The organism is Candidatus Methylomirabilis limnetica, assembly GCF_003044035.1.
GTDB classification, from domain to species: domain Bacteria; phylum Methylomirabilota; class Methylomirabilia; order Methylomirabilales; family Methylomirabilaceae; genus Methylomirabilis; species Methylomirabilis limnetica.
In genome coordinates this window covers 1-23808 of record NZ_NVQC01000020.1, presented here as the reverse complement: position 1 = coordinate 23808, position 23808 = coordinate 1, and the positions used below count along the sequence as shown (strand labels likewise).

Annotated in this window: 22 protein-coding genes, 1 tRNA gene and 1 pseudogene; 10 read left to right on the top strand and 14 right to left on the bottom strand. The window is 57.7% G+C overall.

Annotation, left to right across the window (positions count from 1 at the left end; genetic code table 11):
- Positions 1 to 9: 9 nt before the first annotated feature.
- The 8 genes from fhcD to CLG94_RS06625 form a co-directional block, all read right to left on the bottom strand.
- Positions 10 to 921, bottom strand: coding sequence for a formylmethanofuran--tetrahydromethanopterin N-formyltransferase (gene fhcD, locus CLG94_RS06660; RefSeq protein WP_107562088.1), 912 nt, complete (start codon positions 919 to 921; stop codon positions 10 to 12).
- 111 nt (positions 922 to 1032) lie between these two features.
- Positions 1033 to 2673, bottom strand: a complete 1641-nt coding sequence (locus CLG94_RS06655; protein WP_107562087.1) for a formylmethanofuran dehydrogenase subunit A — start codon at positions 2671 to 2673, stop codon at positions 1033 to 1035.
- 11 nt (positions 2674 to 2684) lie between these two features.
- Positions 2685 to 4025, bottom strand: coding sequence for a formylmethanofuran dehydrogenase subunit B (locus tag CLG94_RS06650; protein ID WP_107562086.1), 1341 nt, complete (start codon positions 4023 to 4025; stop codon positions 2685 to 2687).
- Positions 4018 to 4356 carry a molybdopterin dinucleotide binding domain-containing protein gene (locus CLG94_RS06645; RefSeq protein ID WP_107562085.1) on the bottom strand — a complete coding sequence of 113 codons (339 nt, stop codon included), beginning with the start codon at positions 4354 to 4356 and terminating at the stop codon, positions 4018 to 4020. The genes CLG94_RS06650 and CLG94_RS06645 overlap by 8 nt, the downstream gene beginning before the upstream one ends.
- Before the next feature lie 13 nt (positions 4357 to 4369).
- A complete protein-coding gene (locus CLG94_RS06640; RefSeq protein WP_107562084.1) occupies positions 4370 to 5254 on the bottom strand; it encodes an NAD(P)-dependent methylenetetrahydromethanopterin dehydrogenase in 885 nt (294 codons plus the stop codon).
- A 125-nt stretch (positions 5255 to 5379) separates the two neighbouring features.
- Positions 5380 to 5880, bottom strand: coding sequence for a formaldehyde-activating enzyme (gene fae, locus CLG94_RS06635; RefSeq protein WP_107562083.1), 501 nt, complete (start codon positions 5878 to 5880; stop codon positions 5380 to 5382).
- Between the two features lie 516 nt (positions 5881 to 6396).
- Positions 6397 to 7140, bottom strand: a complete 744-nt coding sequence (locus tag CLG94_RS06630) for a lytic transglycosylase domain-containing protein (protein WP_239993153.1) — start codon at positions 7138 to 7140, stop codon at positions 6397 to 6399.
- Between the two features lie 89 nt (positions 7141 to 7229).
- Entirely contained in the window at positions 7230 to 7967 is a 738-nt protein-coding gene (locus CLG94_RS06625; RefSeq protein ID WP_107562081.1) for a ZIP family metal transporter, read from the bottom strand.
- A 176-nt stretch (positions 7968 to 8143) separates the two neighbouring features.
- Between CLG94_RS06625 and mazG the strand changes: the two genes are divergently transcribed.
- From mazG to CLG94_RS06585, 8 genes and pseudogenes are all read left to right on the top strand, one after another.
- Positions 8144 to 8953: a nucleoside triphosphate pyrophosphohydrolase gene (mazG, locus tag CLG94_RS06620; protein ID WP_107562080.1), complete on the top strand. Its 810-nt coding sequence runs from the start codon at positions 8144 to 8146 to the stop codon at positions 8951 to 8953.
- Positions 8954 to 8986: 33 nt separating this feature from the next.
- Positions 8987 to 10345 carry an NfeD family protein gene (locus tag CLG94_RS06615; RefSeq protein WP_107562079.1) on the top strand — a complete coding sequence of 453 codons (1359 nt, stop codon included), beginning with the start codon at positions 8987 to 8989 and terminating at the stop codon, positions 10343 to 10345.
- Positions 10342 to 11148 carry a slipin family protein gene (locus tag CLG94_RS06610; protein ID WP_107562078.1) on the top strand — a complete coding sequence of 269 codons (807 nt, stop codon included), beginning with the start codon at positions 10342 to 10344 and terminating at the stop codon, positions 11146 to 11148. The genes CLG94_RS06615 and CLG94_RS06610 overlap by 4 nt, the downstream gene beginning before the upstream one ends.
- A 116-nt stretch (positions 11149 to 11264) precedes the next feature.
- A pseudogene (locus tag CLG94_RS06605) lies at positions 11265 to 11390 on the top strand (DUF427 domain-containing protein); the annotation flags it as partial.
- Between the two features lie 99 nt (positions 11391 to 11489).
- Entirely contained in the window at positions 11490 to 11960 is a 471-nt protein-coding gene (msrA, locus tag CLG94_RS06600; protein WP_107562077.1) for a peptide-methionine (S)-S-oxide reductase MsrA, read from the top strand.
- Positions 11961 to 12050: 90 nt separating this feature from the next.
- Complete coding sequence (pyrE, locus tag CLG94_RS06595; protein WP_239993152.1) at positions 12051 to 12608, top strand: orotate phosphoribosyltransferase; 558 nt, start codon at positions 12051 to 12053, stop codon at positions 12606 to 12608.
- A gap of 73 nt (positions 12609 to 12681) precedes the next feature.
- The gene (locus tag CLG94_RS06590; RefSeq protein ID WP_107562075.1) at positions 12682 to 13419 is read left to right on the top strand and encodes a complement resistance protein TraT; all 738 of its coding nucleotides are present in this window, start codon (positions 12682 to 12684) and stop codon (positions 13417 to 13419) included.
- Positions 13420 to 13587: 168 nt separating this feature from the next.
- Positions 13588 to 13663, top strand: a tRNA-Ala gene (locus CLG94_RS06585).
- Between the two features lie 211 nt (positions 13664 to 13874).
- On the opposite strand, the gene CLG94_RS06580 is transcribed toward CLG94_RS06585, so the two are convergent.
- The 5 genes from CLG94_RS06580 to CLG94_RS06560 all read right to left on the bottom strand — a co-directional run bounded on the left by CLG94_RS06580 (position 13875) and on the right by CLG94_RS06560 (position 21014).
- Positions 13875 to 14237, bottom strand: coding sequence for a hypothetical protein (locus CLG94_RS06580; protein WP_107562074.1), 363 nt, complete (start codon positions 14235 to 14237; stop codon positions 13875 to 13877).
- Positions 14238 to 14358: 121 nt separating this feature from the next.
- Positions 14359 to 17505, bottom strand: a complete 3147-nt coding sequence (locus CLG94_RS06575; protein ID WP_107562073.1) for an efflux RND transporter permease subunit — start codon at positions 17503 to 17505, stop codon at positions 14359 to 14361.
- Between the two features lie 378 nt (positions 17506 to 17883).
- Complete coding sequence (locus tag CLG94_RS06570) at positions 17884 to 19149, bottom strand: efflux RND transporter periplasmic adaptor subunit (protein WP_107562072.1); 1266 nt, start codon at positions 19147 to 19149, stop codon at positions 17884 to 17886.
- The gene (locus tag CLG94_RS06565; RefSeq protein ID WP_107562071.1) at positions 19139 to 20440 is read right to left on the bottom strand and encodes a TolC family protein; all 1302 of its coding nucleotides are present in this window, start codon (positions 20438 to 20440) and stop codon (positions 19139 to 19141) included. Before CLG94_RS06565 ends, CLG94_RS06570 begins: the two co-directional genes overlap by 11 nt.
- Before the next feature lie 301 nt (positions 20441 to 20741).
- Entirely contained in the window at positions 20742 to 21014 is a 273-nt protein-coding gene (locus tag CLG94_RS06560; protein ID WP_107562070.1) for a hypothetical protein, read from the bottom strand.
- 325 nt (positions 21015 to 21339) lie between these two features.
- Here CLG94_RS06560 and CLG94_RS06555 point away from each other — a divergent pair, with 325 nt between their 5' ends.
- Positions 21340 to 21885: a flavin reductase family protein gene (locus CLG94_RS06555; RefSeq protein WP_107562069.1), complete on the top strand. Its 546-nt coding sequence runs from the start codon at positions 21340 to 21342 to the stop codon at positions 21883 to 21885.
- A 119-nt stretch (positions 21886 to 22004) separates the two neighbouring features.
- Here the strand turns inward: CLG94_RS06555 and CLG94_RS06550 are convergent, their stop codons facing one another.
- Positions 22005 to 22469 (bottom strand): CBS domain-containing protein, encoded by a 465-nt coding sequence (locus CLG94_RS06550; RefSeq protein WP_161954062.1) that lies wholly within the window; start codon positions 22467 to 22469, stop codon positions 22005 to 22007.
- Between the two features lie 758 nt (positions 22470 to 23227).
- Here CLG94_RS06550 and CLG94_RS13995 point away from each other — a divergent pair.
- On the top strand, positions 23228 to 23808 hold a 581-nt coding region (locus CLG94_RS13995; protein WP_121592139.1), incomplete at its 3' end, for a Druantia anti-phage system protein DruA.

Sequence of the window (23808 nt, the reverse complement as noted above, 5' to 3'; positions counted from 1 at the left end):
TGGTCTCTGTCAGCTCGAAAGGAGCTGATGAAGGTAAAAGTGATGCTTCCCCAACTTCCCACCGTAGTTACCAGCGGTGATCTGTACAACGCCGGGACCGCACGCGGCCAGGATGCCAACCCGCATTGCCTCCCCTACCGCCTCCGGCGTCAGGCCATCGACGACGACCTCGAAGACCGCCTCAACCCCCTCTGGCAGCTCGCTCTTGACCGTCCGCCTCAGCGATGGGCAGAAGGCCGTATTGCTTGAGGCATTAAGGAACTTGTAGCGCGAGCCAACCTTACTGCCAGACCTTACGATACCACCTGGGAACGGCATGATGACATCCGGTATCTTCCGCATCGCCTCGACCGCCCGCTCTGCAGCCTGCAGGGCCAGAGCCTGATCGCTCCCCAACAGCAAGAAGTTGCCGCCGGCTACCCCCTTCTGTACACCGAACCGGTCTTCGACTATGAACTCGCCGTCCATCACGGGAATTCGCCAGAAACGCCTAGGGTTGCTCCCATTTCCGGTCATCCGTGAGTCGAGCCGCTTACTGATCTGAAATCCGTCTCCAAAAAATTGGAGCTTACCCCCTACCGAAAGGCGATCTTCCGCCTCCAGGGCGTTGTAACAGGCCGAGGTGGGAGAGGTCATCACGCACTGGCCGATTCGATTGATGAGCTGCTCCTGAACCGCCTTTTTCGACGGGGCGAATAGTAAGACACTCACGCCAGGGCGATCATCGGGCGTCTCCGTCGGCTCGACGCCCTCAATCGCGACCTCACAGCCACAGCCAATGACCGATGTGCCGAAACCCGCCATGTTCTGTGCCGCCACCAGGGCCCACTGCTTATTGCAGGCAGTAATCAACACACGGCTGGCATACATGTTGAATGCCTCCGCATATGTCTCGTCGATACAAACGCCGTTAATCTCCATTGCCGCTCCACAAAAAGTTTCGGGTTTCGGGTTACGTGTTTCGGGTCAAATCCGAAGCCTCTCTACCAGCAACTCAAAACTCGAAACTCAGAACCCGAAACTCCCGCCTAGTTATCGAGGAGCTCCCGCAGGAATCGCCTCTCGATTGGGGATGTCCTCGATATCGATCGGGAAATTCTGATACCGAATCGTGTAGTAGTTTTCGAATTCGGTCTTAAAGGTTGGGTCCATCTCGCCGACGTCAGGCGGGACAACAAATATGGTCTTTCCATGGGGACTGTGAACGATCTCACCATCTCGAAGAACCGTCTCGCCGGCCTTAATGACATAGACTGGATGTTCGAACATTTGTTCCTTATCGCTATCCTTGGAATAGATAGTAATATCGGCATCCGCCCCGACTCCCAGGTGGCCTTTATGCTTCAGCCCCAATGCTCTTGCTGGTCCAGCCCTGGAGATGATGGCGATCTCGTAAAGGGTATACTCGCGGTCAAGAGTCGGCAGGATGGTCTCCGGCATCACACGCTTATGGACACGCTTCAACATCTCAGCCCGGAACGATTTGTCCATGAGCAGCTTGATAATCCAGGGATAGAAGTAGAAGGGGCCCCCGTTTGGATGATCGGTGGAGAGGAATACCCGCCACGGATCACGAATCAGGAGGAAGAGCTCCAGTCCAATGGCCCATTGAAGGGAGTTTACAAAGTTATTCTCTCGATATGTGTACGGGACGATCCCACACCCCGACTCTACCTCTATGTCCTGGTTGTACCATTTATTTTTGGTGAGCTTGTACAACCGGTACTGCCACGGGCCGTCCGCCGTGATCGTGGTGGCGTCGCCGAAGACAATCTGGCCGATGTCTGTCGTCACGTTAGGATGGGTGTTGATATACTCCGCGATCTCAGCCGCCTTTGAGCAAAAGCCACCCCAGTTCTTCCCGCCGTAACTATGAAACTGGGCGTGCGCCATATGGACCCTGGCGTTCCCGAGTGTCTGCATCGTCTCTAAGGTTGTCAGGTAGTTATTGGGTGTACCCAGCCGGTTGGCATGCACGTGGATCGAATGGGGCAATCCGAGGCTTTCATTCACTGAAGCGAGCGTCTTCAGGATTTGGCGCGGCGTGACATCGAAGTAGTGGACCTTGTCGTCCAGAGTTTCGACATCCTTCCCGTACTTCCACGCCTCCACGCCGCCGGGGTTCACCAGCTTGATGCCGTACGCCTTCAGTGAACGGAGGAGCCAGGCCACATATCGCTTGACCTTATCGATCTCGCCCGCCTTGATGAACTTCAGAATAAACTCGTTACTCCCCAATTCGATATACAGCCCCTTATCCACGATCGGGATATCAATCAACTCCTCATGGGTGTGCCGAACGCCGATGGGAGCGTTAGCGCCCTCCATCACTGTGGTATAGCCCATCTGAGCGTAGAGGTAGCCAGTCGCAAACGTGGAAGGGACAGTTGAACCAACGCCGGATCTCATACCGGGTTTCGCGCTGAAATGCATATGCCGGTGGTCCTCTGGCCTGAACCCGCGGGCCGCGTTGACCGCCGGACTGCCAACATGGGTATGAATATCGACACCACCAGGCATCACGACCAGGTTGGCGGCATCAATGACCTCAGCGGGCCCGGTGCAGGACCGCACGATCTTTCCATCCTCAACACAGATCTCCTTGATCTCCCCGTTGATCCCGTTGGCCGGATCATAGACTTCACCACCGGTGATTCTTAACGAACGTCCCATGTCGATTATCCTCAGCCTCTACCGGCCGGGGCGGGAGCGCCATTGCCGCGGCTCTTCATCGCCTTCACCTTCGCGATGATGCGGTCGATGATCTCCCGATCCGATGGGTAGGGTGACTCAACTACCTTTTTGAACATCAGGGGGATATGGTCCATCCTGTACGCCATCCCCCCGGCACCAATTGCACCCTGCGCTGACGGAATCACGATGTCGGCTACTTTGGTCGTATCGCTCTCTTTGGGATCAATGGCAATCAACGGAATCGATCGCAGATGCTCTGCCAGGCTCCCTGGAAAGTTCCCGATGGCGTCACCAGCAATAATCAGCGCGGCATCGACCTCTTTACGGGCCAACAGATCTACCACCGAGAATTCCCCAGGGTTGAATCGAGGATACCCACGGCTCATATTCACGTGAAAGGGATAGCCCGTTTGCCATGTCAACACCTGAGCCATGCCCACCACATTGCCATGGCCCCTCATCGCCGCACACGAAAACTTTGTAAACTCGTTGAGATCTTGAGCAAGCTTGAGCAGCGCAACGAGATTTAGATATTTTCCTCTGGTCTGGGTCAGGCCCATCCCCCAATAGACGATCCCGAACTTACAGCTCTTCATCTTTTCTACAAGAGCTTTCAGTTCATCGACCGCTATTCCTCCGATCTCGGCCTGTTCCAGTTCGTGGCCCTTCAGGAGAGCCCTGAGGGCAGAGATGACCTCATAATCAGAGTTCGGTTTCATTTGGATAAAGGCATCGGCTATTCGCGTGGTCGGCGTTGGCCTGACGTCGACTTGAATGACCATCCGGTCCTTCTTCCCCTTGGGGGTGAACATTCCCTTTGGGGTCACCGAATAACGAGTAGCGTGCCTGGGGTGGGCCTCAGCAGGATTACATCCCCAAAAGATCACCAGATCGGCTCGGTTCTTCGTCTCTCCCGACGTGCATGTCGGGATGCCGACCGTCATTACCGCCTGATAGCTCGGCGCGTGGCAGACAGAAGAGGTGTGATCGATATTCGCGCCGATCAGATCGGCCAGCTCGATCGATGCCCGCTGCGCGCCCAGCTCAGTCGAGTCTAGTCCATAGATAAGTGGATACTTGGCCTTCGCAAGAATCTCTGCCGCCGCATCGATACACTCATCAATCGTCGCCGGTTTGCCATACAGCCTCGGGGTCGACAATCCCTCCAGGTGATGGAGAAAGGTGTCCTTACCCAGGACGCAGGCGTTTTTAACCTCCGTGATCTTCCCATTCTCAACCCGAACCTCAAGATCGTCACACGTCACGCCGCAATAAGGACACACGACGCCCGTCATCACATACGGTTCTTTTACGGCAACGCTCTCAGTCATAGCGTTCAACCTCCACCTTGATCCCTTTTGAATCCGGCATTCCTGTTGCCTGGGTATCCGAACCGATCAGGGCATTGCTCACTTCCCCGTAGGGGATAAAGATTATCCCTTGCGGAATATCCCACTTTTTTACTTTTACCACCATCGAACCGTAGTTCGATGATACCTTCACCTGACCCCCATCCTGCACCCCTAAGGCTTCAATATCCTTGAGGTTAATCTGCAGGGTCGAGATCTCGTCCCGGTACTCTTGGGCTTGTTTGCCAAGATGGACCGCCCTTCCCTGCTTGGTCGATCGGCCAGTGATCAATATAAACTGTGTCTCGGACACCTGATTCTCACTCCTATACGGAAAGACGCCTCTGAGCAATCTCCAAGGCCTGATTCTCGTCAAGAACCACACACTTATCCGAGGTCCGGATCGTCTCGAGCATTTCTATCTCGACATCGTATTTCAGGACCCCAACGGCGAGAGCCCCAATTCCCTTGATCCCGGGGACGATCTCCTTCAGGTCATCATGCGGCGACAGATCGTAGATACCAGTCGGGGGAACGGCATTAACGTCGGCCACAAGCTTACCCGGCGGAAGCGCTTTCAGGACCGCTTCAGAAATCATCTGAATACCCGCCTTGCCCGTCGTGAGGATCACGTCAGCACCTCGCAGATGCGAGATCTTTTCCTCATCCGTTGCCATCGCAGCGCCCTTTACGGAGCCACCGGTCCGCGCCGACAATTGCTGCGCCAGACGCTCTACGCCGCTCAATTGTCTGGAGCCGATGATCACCTCGGCTCCCAGCTTCACGCAGAGGGTGGCGGCAACCGTACCTACGGGGCCCGTTCCACCCGGGATCGCCACCAGCTTGCCCTGCAACCCACCTAGCGCCTTCTCCGCCTTGGCGACGAGTGCCACGGCCGTCGTATAGGACCCCTTGGGATCGATCATCATCGACACCTGAAAGGGGGGGAACATGCTCTTCACAGCGGCGTGACGGACCCGCTCAGCGATCTCCATATCGTTACCCCCGATGAAGAGCGCGCTGAATTTGGCCCCTTTCGGCCCTCGAGAGAAGATAATATCCTGCACCAGGAGGACTGCTAACTCCTCGGTCACGTCACCATACGGGATGACGGCGTGGAAACCTGCGTCATACGCCATATTGATGTCGAAAGGACTAGGGTGGGAATCAGTCGTTAGAAAATAGAGAAGATGCTTTCGCTCTGTCGCCATAGGTCCTCACTCAGCAAAATCGAGGGAGCTGACGGGCAAGAGACCGATCAGGTTCTCAGCGCTCGCCCGGCAGCCCCTTCGTTACACGCGATCCCGTTCTTTACTCCTGCCGCTTATCGATCCGACTACGCAAACGGATGCTTGGCCTTATCCTTCTGCGCCAGTACGTCAGTCATCGAGGGCTGCTCTGCCAATGCCCGCTGGATTGATTCTTTGGTCGCCTGATAGTTGTAGTCGTAGATCTTCTTATTATCCGTCGCCTGCCAATGGATGAAGACGCCGACAATGACAACCAAGTCTTCAGCATCCTTCGCGGAGATCACGCCTTCAGCAACGCTATCCACCACGGCCTTCGCCACACCCGCCTGGGCTGGACCGAACATCTGAACCGCCTGGGTCGCCCCCTTAATCGTCACCTTGTTGAACATTACCGTCGAAGGCTTCGCTGGGACATTCGGCGCCAGGACCGCCAAGAGGGCGTTGTGGCCCGCAGACTGCCGAGCGAGGCACTGTGCAAAGGCGTGTCCGACTGGGCCGTTCTTGGGGCCGATCATCAGATCGACGTGTGCTACCTCGTTGCCATCACCTACCAATGACTCGCCAACCATGATCTCTCGCATAGACATTCCTCCTTCTCCCTTCCAACCTTACCGGTTTACGTTGCCGTTCAAAACGATCTATCGTTGCTCAACCGCGAAGCACATAATCTAATTTGAGCAGATCATCGTGTCAAGCTTTTTCCCTCTGTCGTTGAACATTTCGGTTGTAACTACTCAGGTGTTTAGGCTGAAGGCTGAAGACTGAAGGTTCTAAATTATCTCGCAAGGCACGAATCGAGCCAAATGAACCACCTCGCAGCAAGCTGCGGGGTATCGTCTTCTGTTCTGGCCCGTCATTCCGTGCTTGACAAGCCTGCCCCGTACTTGATACGGGGGAATCCAGTCGGGCCCTCTGGATACCGGCTTCCGCCGGTATGACGAACTCGCGGCAAGCCGCAGGGAATGAACCCCAGTAGATTCAAGACCTTTTCGAAATTTTGTGTGATTACGCATGACTCACCCTTAAAAGCCTCCAGCCTCCAGCCTATCTACCTTGTAGTTACTCTTGAACTACAACGGCACGTGACGGCGACGCGTCATCACCTAAGGGGAATGGACGATCGGCGGGATATTGGAGTACATAACGGTACCGGACGCCTCCGCCTTGTAGATGGGCTGTGGCGGCGCAGGAGCGGGCGGCGGCGTAGCGACTACCCGTGCGACCGCTCCCCGATAGGAGTCGGGGACAGGCTTGATCACCCCATTTGTGGAACGCTCCCGTTGCCCACGCTGGTACAGACTCAGAACCTTCGTCACGTAATCACGGGTCTCCTTGTAGGGAGGCACCCCCTTGTACCGAAGGACTGCGTTCTCTCCGGCATTATAGGCGGCGAGCACAAGCGTCAAGTCACCCTGGAACCGGTCCATGAGCTGACGAAGGTAGCGGACGCCGGCCCCGATATTTTCGTGAGGATCGTAGGCGTCCCCCACTGAGAGGCGCCAGATGGTGGCCGGCATGAGCTGCATCAACCCTTGCGCTCCCTTGGGTGAGACGGCCTTACGGTTAAAGTTCGACTCCACCTGAATTACGGCTCGAATCAGGCCAGGGTCAAGCTCGTACTCGGCGGCGAAAGCATCGATCAGCTCTGACATATTCGCGGCGGTGAGCCTGGCAGTGCGAGGTAACACCCCTGGTTGGAGCAGCCTGTACTGCGGTGTCGTGGGCGCATTGGTGAAACGGGCGATCCCGTTCTCGTCGGTCTGGTAATAGATCTCGCCCAGTGCCGGCCCTGCTGACAGCAGAACCAAGCCTGCAAGCACGCTCGCGATTGCCCCTCGTTTGCTCACACCGCCTCCTAGTCGTAACCGATCGCCGCAATCTCCACAGTATAACAGACTCGGCATCAGGATGCAGGCCCAATCCGCCCACCTTTGCCTCAGAAGCCGAAACTCGAGAGCAGCCGCTCGGTCAGGTAGTATAGCAGAACGCCGACGAATACCATGAGCGCCATAAGGAAACCTTTCTCGCGGTTTACCTCTGGCATCAGGTCGGACGCCGCCACATAGATCATGACTCCTGCCGATAAGGCCAGCCGATACCCCAGCAACCCCTGGAAGTAGGACGCAAATATGACGCCAACCATAGTCGATACACCCAGGGCAATCGACGAGGCCATCGCCATCCCGCGAGACCTGCCCGCAGCCAGCATGATCGAGCCGACCGTAAACCCCTCGGGGATCTTATGAAGGGCAACGGCGACAAAGACTAAGACCCCCAATCCCATGCTGACATGGAAACCTGACGCGATCGATACTCCATCGAAGAAGGTATGGATCAACAGGCCCACAAGGGCGAATAGGCTTGCCGAGGGCGCTAAGACAGCCTCCACATGGGTCTCCTCACCGAAGTGAAAATGTGAGGCCAGTATGTGTTCAGCAAAATGGATCAAGAGATAACCGGCCAGAATAAGCAGGGGGGCGCGGTCTGTGAGACTCATACTCTCGGGAACCATGCCAAGGAAGGCAGCCCCCAGCATGAAGCCGGCCCCGAGGGCAACGAAGTACTTCAGCAGCACCTCGTCCCATTGCTGTTTAATCGTGACCAGGAGCCCGCCCACCACATTCGCGGCCGCAGCGGCGCTGCCGAAGGCCAGGCTGATGTAGAAAGAGTCCATTGTTGTCGCCTCGTGGGATAGTCGGTGAAAGCGTAAGGTAGCTGTTCGTCTCCCCCCTTGTCAAAGCATTTGTCGTTGTGCCGGACCACCCGGGGGGATTCGCTTTGCCGGGAGGGCTGCTGGAGGTATAATCGAGCTGAAAAGACATGCAGATCTCACAGCGTCAAGGAGGCCTAATGGCGGAAGCAAGCGGAGAGCAGTTTGATGCGTTGGTGCACATCATGGAGCGACTCCGGGCGGATAACGGATGCCCATGGGATAGGGAGCAGACGCGGGAGACCCTGAAGCCGTTCCTGATCGAGGAGGCCTATGAAGTGGTGGAGGCAATCGACGAGGGGGATCCCAAGCACCTCATGGAGGAGCTCGGCGATCTCCTCTTCCAGGTGGTGTTCCACGCACAGGTCGCGGCTGAGCGGCGCGAGTTCACCATTGGGCAGGTCCTGGCGGCGACGGCCGACAAAATGGTGCGCCGCCACCCTCACGTCTTTGGCGACGGCACGGCCTCCACAACTCGTGAGGTCCTGGAGCAATGGGAGGAACTGAAGCGCGAGGAACGCAATACTGTGGCCGCAATCCCCGCGTCAGCCCTGGATGGCGTCCCGAGAGAGTTGCCTGGCCTCCTCCGTGCCCAGCGGCTACAGGACAAGGCCTCGCGAGTCGGATTTGACTGGCCTGAGATCTCGGGGGCGATGGCAAAGGTGGAAGAGGAGTTTGGCGAGCTTAAGGAGGCCATCGGATCTGCTGTGCCAGAGGCAGTTGAGGAAGAATTAGGAGACGTCCTGTTTAGCATGGTCAATCTCGCCAGGTTCCTGAACCTGAGCGCAGAGGACGCCCTTCGAAGGAGTATCGCACGGTTCACGACCAGGTTCCAGCATATGGAGGAGGGGCTACAGCAAGATGGTCGTCGTCTTAAAGAGATGAGCATCGAGGAGATGGACGGGCTGTGGGAGCAAGCCAAGAACCATACCCGCTCCTCTGGCGCATGACATTTTTGGGCCATCCATGAATTGAGTAGGCGAATGATTATACGGCTCGTCGTATGGCTTGCGCTGATAGGTGTCGCGCTCGCGTGGCCTGCCACCACCTACTCCCGGCCGGAGCGCGCTGCTCGTCCAGTGCTGGCGATCCAGGTGGAAGGGGTCATCGCCCCTAGCGCAGCCGACTATATCATCCGCGCCATCAAGCAGGCAGACCACGAGGTGGCCCAGGCCCTGATCATCGAACTGGACACCCCGGGTGGCCTTGATCTCTCGATGCGCTCCATCATCAAGGAGATGCTGGCGGCTGAGCGGCCGATCGTGGTGTACGTCTCGCCAGGCGGGGCCCGCGCTGCGTCCGCCGGCGCCTTCATCACATTGGCAGCCCATGTGGCCGCCATGGCACCGGGAACCAACATCGGCGCCGCCCACCCGGTCAATTTGGGGGGCCCGATGGACAAAGAGATGAGCACGAAGGTCACCAACGACGCGGCCGCCTATATCCGGACTATCGCCGAGCAGCGCGGCAGGAATGCCCAGTGGGCCGAGGATGCCGTGCGCAAGAGCGTCTCGGCGACCGAGAAGGAGGCGCTGCAACTCAAGGTCATCGACCTCGTGGCGGATAAGCTGGATGACCTGCTTGTGGCGCTGGATGGCCGGGAGGTCACGACGGCCCACGGCAAGGTCATGCTGCACACCAAGGGGATTGAGGTCACTCGGATCGAGATGGGCCTTCGGGATAAGATCCTGAAGGTGATCTCCGATCCGACCATTGCGTACATGCTGTTAATGCTGGGCCTGGCCGGGCTCTACTTCGAGCTCTCGACACCCGGCGCCATCCTGCCAGGGGTCCTCGGGGCGATCTGCCTGATTCTGGCCTTTTACGGCTTCCAGACCCTGCCCATCAATTACGCCGGACTGCTCCTCATCCTGCTGGCGATCATTCTGTTCATCGCCGAGGTGAAGGTTACCTCTTACGGAATGCTTACCGTGGGCGGAATTGTCGCCATGATCCTCGGTTCCTTAATGTTGATCAGGAGTCCCGAACCGTTCATGCGGATCTCACTGGGCGCCATCCTGTTGACCACCGCGGCAACGGCGGCCTTCTTCGGCTTCATCGTCACGATGGCCCTCAGGGCCCAGCGCCAAAAGACCACCACCGGCGCAGAGGGCCTCATCGGGCAGATCGGCACAGTCATGACGCCGCTCAAACCGGAGGGAAGCGTCCTGGTGGGGGGTGAGCTCTGGTCGGCTCAATGTGAGGAGGGATCTGAGCCTGGCGACAAGATCAGGGTCCTGTCGGTGAAGGGGCTCATGTTATTCGTCAGCAAAGATAATGGGGCAGCGGCCGTTGAAGCCGATGCAATGTCAACGCAACAGCGACAGGGAGGGCGGATATGAATCCCGTGGAGATTCTCTCAACTGTTTTCGGCTTGGTCCCGATACTCTTTCTCCTCATCCTGGCGCTTTTCATCCTTGCCAGCTCGGTCCGTATACTTCCTGAGTACGAACGGGCCGTGATCTTCCGTCTAGGCCGTCTCGCCAAGGCGATCGTGAATGTGGGCGGATCCGGCAACGGCCCGGGACTGATCCTCCTTATCCCAATGATTGATCGGATGACGAAGGTGAGTCTCCGGACCGTGGCCATAGAAGTTCCCTCCCAGGACGTCATCACCAAGGACAATGTGTCGGTCAAGGTGAATGCCGTGATCTACTTTCGGGTGGTCGACGCGGAGCGCGCCATCGTCCAGGTCGAGAATTACCTCTACGCTACCTCGCAGATCGCCCAAACCACCCTCAGGAGCGTCCTCGGACAGTCCGAGCTGGACGAGCTACTGGCCGAGCGCGAGCGGCTCAACCAGCGGCTCCAACAGATTATCGACCAACACACCGATCCATGGGGGATCAAGGTGACCGTAGTGGAGATCAAGCTCGTGGACCTCCCGCACGAGATGCAGCGGGCCATGGCCAAGCAGGCGGAGGCCGAGCGGGAGAAGCGGGCGAAGATCATCCACGCCGAGGGTGAGCTGATGGCCTCCGCAAAGCTGGCGGAGGCGGGCAGAATCCTGGCCGTAGAACCTGTCACCATCCAGCTTCGATATCTGCAGACGCTCACCGAGATCGCCACAGAGAAGAACTCCACGATCGTCTTCCCGATCCCGATCGACATCTTGAAGATCTTCTTGACCGACCAGAAAAAGTAGCCCACGATGCGGGAACCTGTCACTTCGACAGGCTCAGTGCGCAGCCTGAGCGATGTCGAAGAGGCGGCCAGGGAGTCAGAAGCATGAAGGCCATCTTGAAGGGCGAAGCCAGCTAATACGACCTCGTTATCGGCGATGCAGTGAATCCTGATGCGGCCTGGTACTACCCTTCGCCAGAGGATGCCGCGAAGCAAATTACCGGCCGTGTCGCGTTCTGGAAAGGCGTCCAGGTCGTTGAGTAGCAACTGGTATCGTGTAACAGGGGTCAGCTTACTCTTTCGCCGCACGTCCCCAAATCCCCCCTTTGCAAAGGGGGGGCGGGGGGGATTTCAGGTATTGCGATGAAAAAGGCCACGTTTGGAGCAGGCTGTTTCTGGGGTGTCGAGGCGGCGTTTCGTCAGGTGCCTGGTGTCGTCTCAACGGCAGTCGGGTACATGGGTAGCGCCTTCGAGAACCCGACCTACCGAGACGTCTGCTCCGGCACGACCGGCCATGCGGAGGTTGTCGAGATAGAATATGACCCTTCGCAGGTCTCCTACGACGAACTCCTCGCTCTCTTCTGGTCGATCCATGACCCAACCACCCTGAATCGTCAGGGGCCGGACCTCGGCGCGCAATACCGCTCGGCGATCTTTTTTCACGATGCCGACCAGCAGGATGCCGCACTCGCGTCCAAACGGATGCTGGAACTCAGCGGAAGACACCAGCAGCCGATCGTGACCGAGATGACACCAGCCTCGACCTTTTACCGGGCAGAGGAGTACCACCAGCAATACCTGAAGAAGCGGGCTCAATCTCGCTGTACAATCTAGACAACCTCGCCTTCCTCGTGTATTCTCACCCCCGTGGATACCCCAAGAGACCAATCCCCGCTTAAAGCATGCTGGGACAAGCTCCTGAGATTGCTGGTTCAGCACTCCTTCCAGCACAGCGCCGAGCCCGTCTTCACCTTGGCCTCCGGCCGAAAGAGCCGCTACTACATCAACTGCAAGAAGACGACATTCCTATCGGAGGCGATGCCGCTTCTCGGCCAGCTCTTCTTCGAGCAGATCAAGGCTATTGAACAAACAGGTGGGAAGCAGATCACCGCCGTCGGGGGACTCACGCTTGGCGCAGACCCGATTGCGTACGCCATCGCCTATCACAGCGCCCTCGCAGGTGAACCAATTCAGGCCTTCAGTGTCAGAAAGGAACCGAAAGGGCATGGAGCCCAGAAATGGGTGGAAGGATTCGAGCAGCCAGGTGCGAGGGTTGTGATCATTGAGGATGTCGTCACCACCGGCGCCTCGACCCTCAAAGCGATTGAAGGCGCGCTGCATGCAGGCTTTGCGATCGCCAAAGTACTGGCCCTTGTTGATCGCCAGGAGGGCGGCCGCGAAGAGTTGCAGAAAAGTGGGTATGGCCTAGAGTCGATTTACACCACCGAGGATCTGATGCGAGTTGCAGGCCAGGTGGGGTAAGCTTCGCGGGGTCATTGCGAGCGTTCGTAGTCGTTCCCATGCGTGCAGGTTCTTTACAGGAGGTGACGGCCCGATGAAGATGCTGAAGTGCGCCGGTTTGGTCCTGATTGCCGTTCTACTGGCCAGTTGCTCGGCGATGCAGGTTGCCCTGGAAAAGAAAGATCTCAAGGTAGAAACCAGGATGTCCGACACCATCTTCCTGGATATCGAGAATCAGGCGGAACGAACGGTCTTTATCGATATCAAGAACACCTCAGACAAGGAGTTTGACATCAAGCCCCTTGTCATCAGCAGGCTGCAGGCGAACGGCTACAAGGTCACCACGAATCCGAAGGAGGCCTTCTATATTCTGCAGGGCAATGTCCTCTATGTGGGACAGGCCGATCCCTCGGCGTTGAGAGCAGCGGTTGCTGCTGGGTACGGCGGCACATTAGCAGGCGCCATGGGCGGCGCCCTGATCGGCGGAGCCGCGGGTGGTGGCTCAGGCGCGCTATACGGCGCTGGCATCGGCGGCTTGGTGTTCGCCGGGGCCGAGATGATCGCGGGCTCTATGGTGAAAGATGTCACCTACACCATCGTCACCGACCTTATGATCTCAGAAAGGTCCAAGGAGGCGGTCGAGCAAACGGTACAGTCTAATCTCCAGCAGGGGAGCGGCTCTGCCATTAGACAGACCAGCCGGACTACTGCAGAAAGGAAACGATATCAGACACGGATCGCCTCAACGGCCAATCAGGTGAACCTGAAGCTGGAAGAGGCGTTGCCTTCCTTGACGGAAGGTCTGGCAAAATCGATCGCCGGGATCCTCTAGCGATCGGTCTCTGCGGGGAAGACATGGCCGCACGCAGATGGCGGCTGTCCCACCCTGGGAAATAACCCGCTGGACAATCGAGGCGCTTTTCGCTAATCTTAAGACCCTTCGCGCGTCAGGGCAGAAACGAGATTCCCCAGCGTCGATCCGCGAAAAATAGTCAGAGATGGGGGGTTAGCTCAGTTGGGAGAGCGCAGCGTTCGCAACGCTGAGGCCAGGGGTTCGAATCCCCTACCCTCCACCAACTTCCACTGTAACTACAAGGTGTTTAGGCTGAAGGCTCTGAATTATCTCGCAAAGCACGAATCAAGCCATTCAAGACCTTCTCGGTAACTCTTCTTTCGGAAACCCTGTGGTTACCCCTAAAAGCCCTCAGCCTTCAGCCTATCTACCTGCGTAGTTACGATTGCTTCACTTCGTTCGCAGTGACAACTTTCTATCGCTGTTCTGGGGGCTCACTTACTCTCGCCAGGGTGGTGTTCTTGAGGTTTGGATTCTGATCCTGGAGGTGCCATCCCCTGCTGGCGCTGCATCATCAGCTTATCCATCATCTCATCCATCATTCGCATATGTTTCTTCATCTCCTGCATGAGCTGTTGCTGGTCCTTCATTTCCTCCATCATCATACAGTTCTGCATCCCGCCCATCTCTTTACCCTGCTTCATCATGCCCATACCAGGCATCCCACCCTGCTGCATTCCACCCATTTGGTGATCCTTCATCATCATGCAGGGCTGAGACTGTTGCGCCAGCACGGACGCTGCCGTCATAAACACCATAGCTACCGCCAACGTACCCGCAAACTTCAAGGGATTCATGCGCGTTCCTCCTTCTTCCAAAAGGGTTACCATTAAAACCATACCAGGCAGTGAACCTGCCCAACACCCATCGTGTTCTACTCCATTCTACATCAAGATCGGTGTTTTGGGAGCATCAGTCTTAAAAAAGGGGAAGAGTCTGTGTCGCACCAGTTCGCGCGAGCTGCCGGCCCCTCCAGACCTCGAAGATGACGGGGTACACGATCAGCTCGAGGATGAACGACGTGATGACCCCGCCAATCATGGGAGCGGCGATCCGCTTCATCACGTCGGCCCCGGCTCCATGGCTCCACATGATCGGGAGCAACCCCATCAGGATCGCCATGACGGTCATCATCTTCGGCCGAATCCGCCTCACCGCCCCCTCGCTGATCGCCTCTTGGAGGTCTTCCATCGTGCGCATGCGCCCCGCGTTGCGCCGTTTCTCGTACGCATGGTCGAGATAGAGGAGCATGATGACCCCTGTTTCAGCATCGACGCCGGCCAGGGCGATGATTCCGACCCAGACCGCGACACTTAGGTTGTAGTCGAGCAGATAGATGAGCCAGAAGGCGCCGATGAGAGAGAAGGGCACGGCGAGCAGGACGATGAACACTTTCGTAACGCTCGCCGTATTGAAGTACAGGAGGACGAATACGATCAGCAAGGTGAGCGGGATGACGATCTTTAGCCGCTCCTTGGCCCGCTCCATGTACTCGAACTGCCCGCTCCAGACGAGATGATACCCCTGGGGGAGCGTCACCTTCTCGGCGACCACGCGTTGGGCATCGGCGACGTAGCTGCCGATGTCGCGGTCGGCAACATCGACATAGACATAACCTACGAGCTCGCCACCCTCGCTCCGGATCAGGGTGGTTCCGCTTGACATCCTGAGGTCAACGAGCTGCGTAATGGGAATCTGGGCGCCCATCGGGGTCGAAACCAACACGCGCCTCAGACCGTCCAGGCTGTCCCGCAGGCCACGGAAGTAGCGGACGTTGACCGGGAACCGCTCACGCCCCTCGATCGTTGTCGTGACGGTGCTGCCGCCGATGGCGGTCTCGATGACGTCTTCTACGTCGGTCACGGTGAGGCCATAGCGGGCGATCTCGTCCCGCTTGATCTCGAAATCGAGGTAGTAGCCTCCTGCCACACGCTCCGCAAAGACATTCCGGGTGCCCGAGACATGCTTGAGCGCCGCCTCGATCTCCAGGCCGATGCTCTGGATCGTCTCCAGTTTCGGCCCGAGCACCTTGATCCCTACAGGGGTCCGGATCCCGGTGCTGAGCATGTCGATCCTGGCCTTGATCGGCATCGTCCAGGCGTTGGTCACGCCAGGGATCTGCAGCGCCTTATCCATCTCGTCGATCAGCTTCTCGACCGTCATCCCCTTCCGCCACTGCTCCTCCGGTTTCAGGTTGATCACAGCCTCAATCATCTCCAGGGGCGCCGGGTCGGTGGCGCTGGTGGAGCGCCCCCCTTTGGCGAAAACCGACTCGACCTCCGGGAAGTGCTTGATGATCCGGTCCTGGATCTGCAGGAGCTGGGAGACCTGAGTGATCGAGGCGCCGGGTAGCGCCGTCGGCATGTAGAGAAGGGTCCCTTCGTAGAGGGGCGGCATGAACTCCGAGCCAAATTGAAGGAACACCGGCACAGTGGCCGCCATGGCAAGGAGGGCTATACCGAGGACGGTCTTTTTCCACCTGAGCGCGAGGTGGACCACCGGCTGGTAGACCCAGATCAGGAATCGGTTGATCGGGTTCTTCTCCGCAGGCTGGATCTTTCCCCGGACAAGGAGGACCATGAGCAGCGGCCCAAGCGTGACGGCGAGGAAGGCCGAAAAGAACATGGAGAATGTTTTCGTAAAAGCCAGTGGGCGGAAGAGCCGGCCCTCCTGTGCCTCCAGCGTGAAGACCGGAAGGAAGGAGACCGTAATGATCAGCAATGAGAAGAAGAGCGGACGCCCCACCTGTTGGGCCGCCTCGATCAGGAGGCGGGTCCGGTCGATCGGACGCCCCTCCTTCTCCCACTCCTCCAGCCGCGTGTGGGCGTTCTCTACCATGATGATGGCAGCGTCGATCATAGCGCCAATCGCAATGGCGATCCCCCCCAGCGACATGATGTTCGAGCCGACGCCGATGTAGTACATGGCGATGAACGACATCAGGATGGCGACCGGTAGGGTCAGGATCACCACCAGCGCGCTCCGAAAATGAAAGAGGAACACGATGATCACGAGACTGACGATCAGGCTCTCCTCGATCAGCTTCTCCTTGAGTGTGGCGATGGAGCGGTAGATCAGGTCGGATCGGTCGTAGGTGGTGACGATCTTGACGCCCTCCGGCAACGAAGGCGCGATCTGCTGAATCTTGGCCTTGACCCGCTGGATGACGTCCAGGCTGTTCTCGCCGTACCGGATCACGACGATCCCGCCGGCCACATCACCCTGGCCGTTCAGCTCGGCGACGCCACGGCGAATATCCGGACCGAGTCCGACCCGGCCGATGTCCCGGACGAGGATCGGGGTCCCGCGTTCGTCAGTCCCGACGGCAATCGCCTCGATGTCTTTGAGGGACTTGATGTAGCCGAGGCCACGAACCATGTACTCGCGTCCGTTAAACTCCACCACCCGGCCTCCGGTATCCTTGTTCCCCTTCCGGATCGCCTCGATCACCCGCTCCAGAGGCAGCTTAAAACCCAGAAGAGTGGCGGGATCGATCGAGACCTGATACTGCTTGACGAAGCCGCCCACGCGCGCCACCTCGGCCACCCCCGGCACCGCTAAGAGCCAGTGGTGAACGTACCAGTCGTTCAGTGTCCGGAGCTCGGCCAAGTCGTGCCGGCCGGTCTCGTCTACAAGCGCATACTCGAACCCCCAGCCCACGCCGGTCGCATCTGGCCCCAGAATCGGGGTCACACCCTGGGGCAACCTGCCTTGAACCCCTTGCATATACTCAAGCACGCGTGACCTCGCCCAGTAGAGGTTCGTGCCGTCCTCGAAGATGATGTACACAAAGGAGATGCCAAAGAAGGAGAAACCCCGGACCGCCTTGACCTTGGGGGCCGAGAGGAGCGAGGTCACGATGGGGTAGGTCACCTGATCTTCAACTAACGTCGGGCTCCGCTCTGCCCACTCCGTTTGAACGATAACCTGAACGTCTGACAGGTCAGGGATGGCATCCAAGGGCGTGTTCCGCAGAGCCCAGATCCCCCAGACGATAGCGAAGAGGGTGAAGAGGCCGATGATGAATCGGTTGGTGGCGCTCCACTCTATCAATCTCGATATCATCAGTTGCGTCCCTTGCGTCTATCGCGTTATTGCGTTTGTTGCGTTCATTCCCTTGAGGGTTGATACCCCGCGGCTTGCCGCGAGTTCGTCATACCGGCGGAAGCCGGTATCCAGAGGGCCCGACTGGATTCCCACGTATCCAGTACGGGGCAGGCTCGTCAAGCACGGAATGACGGGCCAGAACAGAATACGATACCCCGTAGCTTGCCGCGGGGTAGTTCATTTGTGTCGATTGCGTTTGTTGCGTTACGTTGCACGCAATGGACGCGGTACGCCGAACGCACCCCACACATCGTACCAAATCCCCCGTCCCCCCCTTTTGCAAAGGGGGGTTGAGGGGGGTTTTGCACCTTGCACCGGGCGCAGCAAGCAGCGCCCCTACTTCTTCGGGGCCATCTCCATGCCGGACATGCCGCCCATCCCACCGACGGCAGCCTTGAGCTGGCTCTCGGAGTCGATCAGGAAGTTCGCGGAGGTCACTACCCGCTCGCCGGCCGAAAGACCAGTCAGGATCTCGGCGTAGCCCTCCACACGCGCGCCCACCTTCACGTCCCTCGGCTCGAAGGTCCCCTGTCCCTTATCGATGAAGACGAGCTGTCTTGTCCCGCTGTCCATGAGCGCCTCATCGGGCACAACGAGACGCTTGCCAAACGGGATCTTCAGCTCAACGTTGGCATACATCTGAGGCTTGAGTTTCCAGTCTTTTGTGTTGGAGAACTCGAAGCGGACCTTCACCGTGCGGGTTTTCTCCGTCAGGACCGGGTAGATGTAGCTCACCTTGCCGCGAAAGAGCTCTCCGGGGTAAGAGGCTAGGGTCACGCTCGCCGCCTGGCCAAGCTTGACCGCGGGAACCTCGTATTCGTAAATCTCACCCTGGACCCAGACGTTGGAAAGGTCGGCAACCTTGTAAAGGCTCTCACCGGGCATCACCTTCTTGCCGCGAACAGCCATCTTTTCGATGACAACCCCATCGATTGGCGAGTAAATCGTCAAGCTCTTGCGTGGCGTCCCTGTTCGCTCAAGGGTGGCGATATCCTCGTCGCTGATGTCCCAGTACTGCAGACGCCGCCTCGAGGCATTCACCAGCGTCTCCGCCCCAGAGACGATATCCGCGAAGCGGCTCTTGGCCAGCGTCTCCCTCGCTCGCAACGCCTGCAGGTGCTCCTCCTGGGTCGAGACCAGATCCGGACTGTAAATGGTGAGGAGCGGCTGACCCTTTTTAACTGCCTCCCCGGTAAAGTTCACAAGCAGGCTCTCGATCCACCCCTCGATCTTGATGTTGACGTCGGCGAGACGTCGTTCGTCGAACTCCACCACCCCGACCGTCCGAATCGTCCGCTCAATCGACCGGTATTCGACCAGGCCGGTCTTCAGCCCGATCAACTGCTGTCGCTCCGAGCTGACCATCACCGCTCCGGGAGCCATCTGCATCTCGGATGCAGCCGGCGGCGGCAACGCCTCGCGTCCAACGTGCTCGCCCTTGGCCGGGGCCTGGGCCATCGGTTGGCGAGGGGGTGGTAGGCCGCCGCCGCGCTCCCTGAGTCGCGTGCCGCCGGCATACCACACAAAGAAGACCCCTGCGGAGGCAGCAACCAGGACAACCCAGGCGATAACCCACTTGCCCTGATGCGTGTTATTCCTCATTCGGTTCTCCTTCATGTAACCGGGCGCCGACGACCCACTCCAACCTTGCCAGGCTTATCTGGTGCTCTCCCAGCGTCCGGTAGTACTCTTTCTCGAAATTGAAGAGCGTCAGTCGGCTATCCAAAAGGGTGAGAAAATCGACCCTACCCACCTGATAGCCGGCAACGGCAGAGTCCAGTGAGAGTCGGGCCTGTGGAATCAGGCCGGTCTCGATCAGATCAATGAGCTTGTGTCCCTTCTCGATATCGGCCACCAATTCCTTCACCATCGAGAACACCTCGTTTCTGGTGGCCTGATACTGCTCCTTGGCCGAATTGATCAAAGCCGATGTCTCTGCGACCTGCCGGTCCTGTTTGGTCCTGAAGTAGAGGGGGATGTTGATTGAAAACCCCGCTGAGAAGAAGTCAGAATGCTTTGCGATGGTAGAGTCTTCGCGAAAAGCATAGCCCAGGCTCATCGTGAGATCCGGGAAGTATCTCTTCCTGGCAAGCGCATTGGCCGCCTTACTCCGCTCGATCTCCTCCTGAAGCCCCTTAAGCAAAGGCCGGTTCTCCAGGGCTCTGGTCTGGAGCTCCGTGAGGTCCATCGGCAACTCGGCCTTCGACACCTCCCCAGTCCGACCAAGTGGCGTTTGGGAGGGACGGTTCAGGATTGCATTCAACCTGGCGCCTGCAGCCTCACGGCTCTGTTCCAACCGGATCTGCTCGTCCAGCAATTTCGACAGTTCCACCTGCGCCTTCAGGACATCCTGCTGAATCCCCTTGCCGACACTGTATTTCGTCTCAGTGATTGTGACGAATTCTCTCAGTAGCTCACGATTTTTCTCCACGATCTCCAGTGAGTGGTCGATGGCGTACAGTCCGTAGAAGACCTCTTTGACCCGACGCACGATCTCGTTTCGCTTATCCCGATACGCCAGGCCGATCGCGTTGGCCTCCCGTTGGGCAACCTCGCTTCGCAGGCCCAGCTTCCCGAAGAAGGGAAGCGCCTGAGAGACGCTGAGCTTCTTCATCGTCATATCTTCCCGTGTGAAGCTGAAAGAGTGGGTGGGGAGGTTTTCGATCTCAAAGCCCAGCATCGGATCGTCAAGCGACCCTTCCTGCGGAGGCCGTTCTCTCGCCGCATCCCATCTCTGCCCCTCAGCCCTGATCTCCGGATTCGCAGCGAGGGCCTCCTGGATGAGTGGCTGAAGGCGGAGCATCTCCTCCTCTGCGACCGCCGCTCCTCCCAGCCCAACATTCGCAATGCCGGCAACAAGGATAAGAACACCGATTTTCAAGGCTCTGGTCATCTCCACCTCTCCATTCTTACGTACAAACCTGCCGCTCGGCCTACAATCCCGATTGATCCGAATTGGGAGTTACGGCTAGTGTAGTGTCTCACAAATCCCTTTACAATCCGTTCGTGGTGAGCTTGTCGAATCCATGAACGGAACCCATTGAAATACTTCACCCTTCGACACGCTCAGGGCGAACGGAATGTGTAAAGAAGCGTTGGATACACTACGCTAGAACCTTCTACAGCGATCTTTCGGGGCATGGAACTTCCTGCGCCGTCCTGATTGCTAAAGCGAGAGTCCAGCGAGCCGTCAGTTAGAAAAAGGCGAACCGAGGGGGTTTAAGGAGAGAAAAAGCGGGGGCCTGGGGAACAACGATCAACGCTGAAAGGGCAAAGAGAAGCACATTCATCACGATCACAAGCTGGAAGACCTTGGCGAGATCAACGGTGCAAAGCATGGAGGGGGCACTCGTCGATCCGTGGTGTGCGGCCATACCGCAGGGGGTCATGCATAAGCCCACGGCGAGAACAGCTATCAGGACGAACTTTGTGATGGTCTTGTGATGGCCCAGTGCTCTCACGGGCATGTTTCCCTTCCCTTACGATCTTGAGTTTCACCCAGAAGCAGAAGCAAGGGTTATGCCGACACGTGATGTAGAGCGACTGCGCTTAGGCTATCATGGACGCTGCGACTTGTAAAGTGCGACACGATGACCAGAATAGCGACTAACAGCGCAACCCGTTCATTGGCCTGTCATGACATCTTCGTAGGGGCGGGGTTGATCCCCGCCCGTTGATCGGGAGGGCATAAAGCCCCCCTACTGTGTGAGCCATTGTTGGGCTCAGGCTTGGCCCTTGACAGGGTGCGTGCTAGAGTTAGCTAGTTTCCTGCCTTCGAGCAAGGAGGTGCCCATGGACGAAAACAGTGTTGCGGCGGTACTCGGTAAGCTGGATTTTGAGATCTTTGTCCTTACCGCCGCCCATCAGGACCGATGTAGTGGCCAGATTGTGTGCTGGGTGGTACCGACGACGATCGTCACGAAGGTCCCCCGCATTCTGGTCGGGATTGGCAGGACGACCTTTACCCGTGAGATTATCGAGGTCAGCCGAAGGTTTGCGTTGAACCTCCTCGGGAAGGATCAATGGCCGTTGGTGGCCCACTTCGGTTTTCGGTCCGGCCGAGATATGGATAAGTTTGCGACCGTCCCCTTTGAGCGCGGGGTGACCGGCAGCCCACTCCTGCTAGGGACTGTCGGCTACCTGGAGTGCGAGGTCAGAACAGTCCTCGATACTGGGGCTCACCTCTTTTACCTGGCTGACGTCATTGAGGGCAAGGTCGTGGCCGACCGAAGCCCTCTCTGCCTCCACCACTTGCCCGAAGTGTTGCCCCCGCAGGATTTCGCTACCATGCGGCGGCTCCTGGAGCAGGACGCCCAGTGTAATCTTGGGCTCCTCTAAAAAAGCAGCTATCAGCAACAAGCTTAGCTGACAGCTTATAGCTGATAGCCGTCTTTCCCGACCCCTTGGGGCCAGTAACACCCCCCCACGATGGGTATCTCGGTTTTGCCTAAGATCTCCTAGCGGACCCACGAGGCGCCCTCCCATCCATCTAACCGGCCCTTTGCCACATGGCGCCATTCGACGAGCTCGTGGAAGATCCCGTCAAAGTACGCCTTAAAGTCGGGGGCCACATCGGCGACGGAGAGGATACCAAGCAGCTTCTGGCCATCCTCGACAACAGGGAAGCGCCTGACTTTGCGCTGGCCAAAGAGCCGCGCGGCCTCAGCCATCTCGAAATCGGGAGTGATCGTGAAGGGGTTGCGGGTCATGATCTCCTCAACCCGTGTAGTCTGCGGGTTCCGCGCTTCGGCGACACACCTGAGGGCGATCTCTCGGTCGGTAATGAGGCCGAGAAGCTTGCCCTCGTTGGAGACCAGAACGCACCCCACCTTGTAGTCGCGCATCTTGCGCGCCACCTCGGCAGCGGTCTCCCGCGGTGAAGCCGTCACCAACTTGGTCACCATGCCGTCTCGCACCTTCATCTTACATCCCTCCTTCCAGCTGCTCCTTTCGACCATCCCTTCTCAAAAATAGTACAGCCCCCTAGGCAGGCGGCAGGACCTAAAGGGCTGTACACTCACCTCGACCTCTTGCGAATTCGACCGCTCAGACATTTCTACTTCCACACCGCCCCCACGGACCCACCTCCTCTCCATGGGGCACGCTTACACATTGCCGCCTTCACGATAAACATAGTAACCAACCTCATTCCTGTCAAGGATGCAGGCCGTCCCAAGAACAGCGATAGACTTCGCAACTACTCGATTCCTCGCGTCATTGCGAGCACCCGAGAAATAGGTAAATAGGGACAGACACTCCTTTATTGACTTCCCTTCTTGGTCTTCCCCTCTGCAACACGTGTATTACTCGTCCAGTTTCCTTCGCACCTCCCAGATGATCCCGTCTCTTCGCAGTGGCCGCTCTATCATCGTGTGCCTTCGAATCGCTGTCGTTCCGAAAGACCGTCTGGCGATCATTCCCTCGTTGCCTCACATGATACGGGTGACTTGGTGCAACGGTTTGGGTAATCCGTAACAGGCACGATCATGACCGCACACACCACGAATCGTCACGATAATAGTGTCTGTCCCAATACTGTTCGGCACATAATTTGCCGCTACTGAGCATGGAGTAATAAAACAGGTGTGATTTCTTCCTGACGGAATACCCCTTAAAAAAGTTTCATGAACCCCTTCATTTTTGCTGGACTCACGCGTTTTTTTATGTGATATTCCACGGCATGGAACAATCCATGACCGTAAATGTCCAGCAAATCCGACAGCTGCTTACTGCCAACCCCGACTGGCACCGCACCCGCCTCTCTTTGGAGATTTGCAGGTTGTGGAACTGGCAAAGTCCCACAGGGCAATACAAAGACATGGCCTGCCGCAGCCTCCTGCTGAAACTGGAGCGAGCTGGCTCTATTGTGTTGCCTCCCCGCCAGGGGAAACTTACTTTTACGTCCCGTCCTTCTTATCCATCTGTTCCATATCGAAAGGAAGGGATCAGCGACAGTCTCAAGGCATTGATTCCCCTTCGGATCACGGTTGTAAGCCTCAAATCGGAGGATTATGCGCTGTTCAACTGCCTCTTGTCACAATATCATTACCTGGGTTACCGTGGCGCTGTAGGGGAAAACATCAAATACCTGATTCGCGATGCTTCGCACCGCCCCCTGTCCTGTCTCCTGTTTGGCCATCCTACAGAAAGGCAATCTCACTGCCGCAACCTGCACCGATTGCCATGGCGCTCACGAGATCCGACGAGCTGCCGATCCCGCCTCTGGCGTCTTCAAGCAGAACGTCGCCGTCACCTGCAAGC

Coding starts and splice junctions, on each gene's coding strand:
- CLG94_RS06655 (WP_107562087.1), bottom strand. CDS start 2,673: ATGGGACGTTCGTTAAGAATCACCGGTGGTGAAGTCTATGATCCGGCC.
- CLG94_RS06575 (WP_107562073.1), bottom strand. CDS start 17,505: ATGATATCGAGATTGATAGAGTGGAGCGCCACCAACCGATTCATCATC.
- CLG94_RS06580 (WP_107562074.1), bottom strand. CDS start 14,237: ATGAATCCCTTGAAGTTTGCGGGTACGTTGGCGGTAGCTATGGTGTTT.
- CLG94_RS06640 (WP_107562084.1), bottom strand. CDS start 5,254: ATGGCGACAGAGCGAAAGCATCTTCTCTATTTTCTAACGACTGATTCC.
- CLG94_RS06565 (WP_107562071.1), bottom strand. CDS start 20,440: ATGACCAGAGCCTTGAAAATCGGTGTTCTTATCCTTGTTGCCGGCATT.
- CLG94_RS06550 (WP_161954062.1), bottom strand. CDS start 22,469: ATGAAGGTGCGAGACGGCATGGTGACCAAGTTGGTGACGGCTTCACCG.
- msrA (WP_107562077.1), top strand. CDS start 11,490: ATGAAAAAGGCCACGTTTGGAGCAGGCTGTTTCTGGGGTGTCGAGGCG.
- CLG94_RS06650 (WP_107562086.1), bottom strand. CDS start 4,025: ATGACTGAGAGCGTTGCCGTAAAAGAACCGTATGTGATGACGGGCGTC.
- mazG (WP_107562080.1), top strand. CDS start 8,144: ATGGCGGAAGCAAGCGGAGAGCAGTTTGATGCGTTGGTGCACATCATG.
- CLG94_RS06555 (WP_107562069.1), top strand. CDS start 21,340: ATGGACGAAAACAGTGTTGCGGCGGTACTCGGTAAGCTGGATTTTGAG.
- CLG94_RS06610 (WP_107562078.1), top strand. CDS start 10,342: ATGAATCCCGTGGAGATTCTCTCAACTGTTTTCGGCTTGGTCCCGATA.
- fae (WP_107562083.1), bottom strand. CDS start 5,880: ATGTCTATGCGAGAGATCATGGTTGGCGAGTCATTGGTAGGTGATGGC.
- CLG94_RS06625 (WP_107562081.1), bottom strand. CDS start 7,967: ATGGACTCTTTCTACATCAGCCTGGCCTTCGGCAGCGCCGCTGCGGCC.
- fhcD (WP_107562088.1), bottom strand. CDS start 921: ATGGAGATTAACGGCGTTTGTATCGACGAGACATATGCGGAGGCATTC.
- CLG94_RS06570 (WP_107562072.1), bottom strand. CDS start 19,149: ATGAGGAATAACACGCATCAGGGCAAGTGGGTTATCGCCTGGGTTGTC.
- CLG94_RS06590 (WP_107562075.1), top strand. CDS start 12,682: ATGAAGATGCTGAAGTGCGCCGGTTTGGTCCTGATTGCCGTTCTACTG.
- CLG94_RS06615 (WP_107562079.1), top strand. CDS start 8,987: ATGATTATACGGCTCGTCGTATGGCTTGCGCTGATAGGTGTCGCGCTC.
- CLG94_RS06560 (WP_107562070.1), bottom strand. CDS start 21,014: ATGCCCGTGAGAGCACTGGGCCATCACAAGACCATCACAAAGTTCGTC.